Raw genomic sequence first — 3,647 nt, forward strand, 5'->3', positions numbered from 1 at the left:
AACCATATCGAGCTCGCAATGGTGCTCGTAACCGGCCTGGATCTTGTCCTCCACCGGATAGCGACGATGAAGCTCGTTGTGGCGCTTGCGCTTTCTCAAGGATGACACGAAGTTGTTATGCATGATGCGAAAGAGCCAGGACCGGGTACTCTTGTTGGGATCCCATAGTTTTCCGCGGCTCAGCGCCCTTTCCAGGCACTCCTGCACTAGATCGTCCGCTTCGTCGGCGTCGGCGACGAGGCTTCTGGCATAACGGCGCAAATGCGGGATTTCTGCCGATATTCGCGAGCGAAGGTCATCCATCGCAGTCACCCCTGTTGAGGTCGGAGTGGCTTACCACTCGCCCCACCTTGTCCGGTTGTTCGCGTCGTACAACAGGGTTAGGGGGCGCTGCGTCCGCGTACAGCGCTTTCGCCGGCGCCGTCGGGCATTGAGATCCAGGGCCTTGCGATTGTGCCCAGGCCGGGCGCGCAGGCCGTCAACACCGTGAGCGCGAAGTGGGGCAGGGCCATCGTGGCGGCGGTCATTGGTTCTTCTCCTTCTTGTTGTCTTGGGGATGCACTGTGGCCAGGTCCAAGGAAAAAAAAGATGCACTACACATGCCATCCGTTTGGGGTAGCGTCGCGCTTGCAATCACATGTGCTGCCTTCGTGATCCCGCAGGAGATGGCGGGGTCGCGCCAACACGGCGTATGGCGTTGCTCTCAGGCGGTAGGGTGAAGGCGTATCCGCCGCCGGCGGCCGGGAGATGGCGTTGATTCAAGTGGATCGAGCGGGAAACGTGGGGTCTCTGAGTGCGGTTCTCTGCGCCGGATGTTGGGCAGAGTGTCAATAATCTTGTCACCACTCGCCTGCAATACCGCCCGGACGCGAACGCAATGACGCCCATGCGCGAGGTTGAGGTCCCAGGCACTGCGCGCGCAGCCGGCCATCCCTCCTGCCTGCGTGCCCGTGGTGATCGCGCATGCCCCGTCTCGGTCAGCCCACAAGCCAGGCTACCGGGCGAGCTCGCCATGCCATGACACCGTTTGCGGAGGCATCAGCAATCCCTGATGCACGCTCCAAGTGCCCTGCTTACCAGCAGTTCTCCACATCGCCGTCGGCGCCGCGCCTGCCGGCTTGATCCAGCGTGAGTGTCCCGCAGGCATCGCCGGCGTGGACGCCCTGCGGGACGGCCTCCAGGGTGAAGGTCGTGCGGGTCACGTTATCTGCGCTGAGGGCATAATAGCCGCCATCCGAGTCGCCGAGCTCCACGCACAGCTCGCCATTGTCGGTGTAGGCCTGCTGGGCGGTGTAGCATCGCTCCAACCGCTGGGCTTGCTGCATCAGCGCGCTATGGCCGTCCGTGCGACGCGAGTTCTCTACGTGATTCTGGTAGGCCGGATAGCCGATCGATGCCAGGATGCCGATGATGACCACCACGATCATGACCTCGATCAGCGTAAAACCACCAGTATCCGAATGCCTTGTTCTCATTGCATGCTCCCTGTGCCTCAGCGCAGCTGCCGCCATAACTGGCGCGTGCCAGTCACGGCGCCGCCTTCCTTGATGACTTCGATGGCCCCCGAGGACGTGCCGATGTATTTGTGTTCCTGGGTCGGATCGTCCGGATCCTCCTTCACCGCCGGCTGCGTCGGGATGCCCTCGAGCCGTTTGCCGCTGGGTGGGAGTTCAATCTCCTCGCCGTCGTCATCCGTGTAGGTGACCGTGTCGAACTCACCGTCGCCGGTGATATCGAGCACCGGAACGAAGGGCCGGCTGCCGCTCTGGGCGTCCAGCTCCATGAGAAAGCCGCTGCCGCCGAACTGGCAGGGGTGTTCCGAGGGGATCAGCGTGGTGACCACAAGGCGCCGGCCCCGGAGGATGGGACGGTTGACGATCCGCTCGCCCTGGTAGTTGCCGTCGTAGACGAGATCCAGATACCAGCCTCGCGGGCCCGCGTCGTTGTCCGAGGTGACCCGTACAACCGCCTCATCGACACTCAGCTTGGCGAGGAGCTCCTGCTCCGTCAGCTCGTCCCGGCCGGAAATCGGGCCCTCGCCCGTGTCCAGGAGACCGTACAGAGACTGCGGCCGGCCGTTGTAGTTGGTATCGATATCGCTGTTGGACAGGTAGCGGCCGGTACCCACGAACACCATGTTGTCACCCCGTGCGGCGGTGGCGATGGCCGGCGCGGCTGTAATCGGCTGGGCCTCACCGCCGTCGTCCGTGGCCGTGAAGAGGCGCTCGACGGTCCGGTCTGCCAGATGGAATACCCACACGTTGCCGTGGAGGTCGCCGGCGTAGGCCGCATCGGCCCGCCCGCTGCCGGTGGTGTCCACCGGCGTGACCTGGGACAGCCCGTTGGGATCGCCGCCCGTGCCTGCCCCCGTGTCGATGCGATCGATCAAGTCACCGCTTTCAAGATCAATGATGAACAGCTGCGCCGCGTTGCTGTGGCTGTCGTAGCCGTTGTGGACCAGCGCCGTCCACTCGCCGGTCTCGAGCTTGACAATGGCAGGCTGGCCGATGGCGTGGCCGAGGTCATTGTTATCGAACTCCCAAAGCACATCGCTGGGACCAAAACTACCGGGCGAAGTGACGTCCAGGGCGAACACACCGCTGCCGCCGCGCCCAAGCGTTCCCACCAGCACCGTGGCCCAGCTGTCATTGATGTAGGCATCGGCCACCCGCGGGGAGCCGTCCACGAAGTAACGGTGGTGGTCGTTGTAATCCGGGGCTGCCAGCCGCGAGAGCTCGGGGAACAGCAAGTTTGGCACGTAGCCGAAGACGTGCTCGCCGTCTTCGGCATTGAAGGCATGCAGCATGCCGTCGTTGGCGCCGACGTACACTATCTCCGGGCGGTCTTTCTTCCGGTCGAGAAAGGCGTTGTAGCCGGTTTCGTCCAGGGCGGCATAGCCGAAGTCCTCAGTCCCGGCGAAGGCCGGGTCGGAGTGGACGATGTCACCGAGCGGGCCGGTTCCCCGTGCCCTGAAGGTGGTGTCTTCACCGTCGCGTTTACCGCTTAGAAAGCCCAGCAGTGCCTCGCCGTCGTATTCGGCACTGAGCTCGTTTTGCTGCCCCGCGTTCAGAGCACTCCAGGAAAAGTGGATGCCGGTGTTGTTGTTGTCATCCCACGTCACCAGCGTCCCGTGCCCCCTGTTTTCCATCACTTCCGCCGCGTCCCATTCAAGGTTCTGGGTGGGGCTGCCGCTGGTGGGATCGTCGGCGTCCAGGTTGAACGCGAGCAGGGTGCCGCTCCAGTCGTCGCTGTCGAAACGGGCCTGGAACAGCAGGGAGTCCTCCTGGAGCTCGGTGGAGTTCTGGGCGACCGAGGTCGCCGAAGCCGTCGCGGCAAGCACCCCGGTGAAGGCCTCTGCGAGGGACTGCTCCAGCGCTTGCGGCTCGGTGGCGTAGAAGTAGGTGCGCGGCATGGTCTCGTCATCATCCCGCGCCCATTCAACCGTGGAGTCCGGCGTGCCGCTGTTGTTGAGGTCGTTGAACCCGCCCCACTTGGCGGCGTAAAAAAGGGGCCGTTCGAGGTGTCGTGCAGCGCTACCGCCGAGGCTATAGGTCTGCGTGGTCGCGGCATCCAGGCGGTAGCAGCCGTTGTAGTCTGATCCGCACAGGCCTTCTTCGTAACCGTTAATGCCGGAGTGGACGTGAAAG

4 protein-coding genes are annotated in these 3,647 nt (G+C 63.7%); all 4 read right to left on the minus strand.

From position 1 onward, the window contains the following. Positions 1 to 303, minus strand: a 303-nt coding sequence (locus QZT63_RS10200) for a sigma factor (RefSeq protein ID WP_290650876.1), incomplete at its 3' end; no start/stop codon positions are given. Between the two features lie 77 nt (positions 304 to 380). Continuing rightward, positions 381 to 527: a hypothetical protein gene (locus QZT63_RS10205; RefSeq protein ID WP_290650878.1), complete on the minus strand. Its 147-nt coding sequence runs from the start codon at positions 525 to 527 to the stop codon at positions 381 to 383. A 546-nt stretch (positions 528 to 1,073) separates the two neighbouring features. Beyond that, positions 1,074 to 1,475 carry a type IV pilin protein gene (locus QZT63_RS10210; protein ID WP_290650879.1) on the minus strand — a complete coding sequence of 134 codons (402 nt, stop codon included), beginning with the start codon at positions 1,473 to 1,475 and terminating at the stop codon, positions 1,074 to 1,076. A gap of 17 nt (positions 1,476 to 1,492) precedes the next feature. Beyond that, positions 1,493 to 3,647, minus strand: a 2,155-nt coding sequence (locus QZT63_RS10215; protein ID WP_290650880.1) for a PilC/PilY family type IV pilus protein, incomplete at its 5' end; no start/stop codon positions are given.

It is taken from the genome of Aquisalimonas sp. (assembly GCF_007120195.1).
Taxonomy (GTDB): domain Bacteria; phylum Pseudomonadota; class Gammaproteobacteria; order Nitrococcales; family Aquisalimonadaceae; genus Aquisalimonas.

Excerpts from the sequence above, each read along its gene's own strand:
- QZT63_RS10205 (WP_290650878.1), bottom strand. The coding sequence starts at position 527 with ATGACCGCCGCCACGATGGCCCTGCCCCACTTCGCGCTCACGGTGTTG.
- QZT63_RS10210 (WP_290650879.1), bottom strand. The coding sequence starts at position 1,475 with ATGAGAACAAGGCATTCGGATACTGGTGGTTTTACGCTGATCGAGGTC.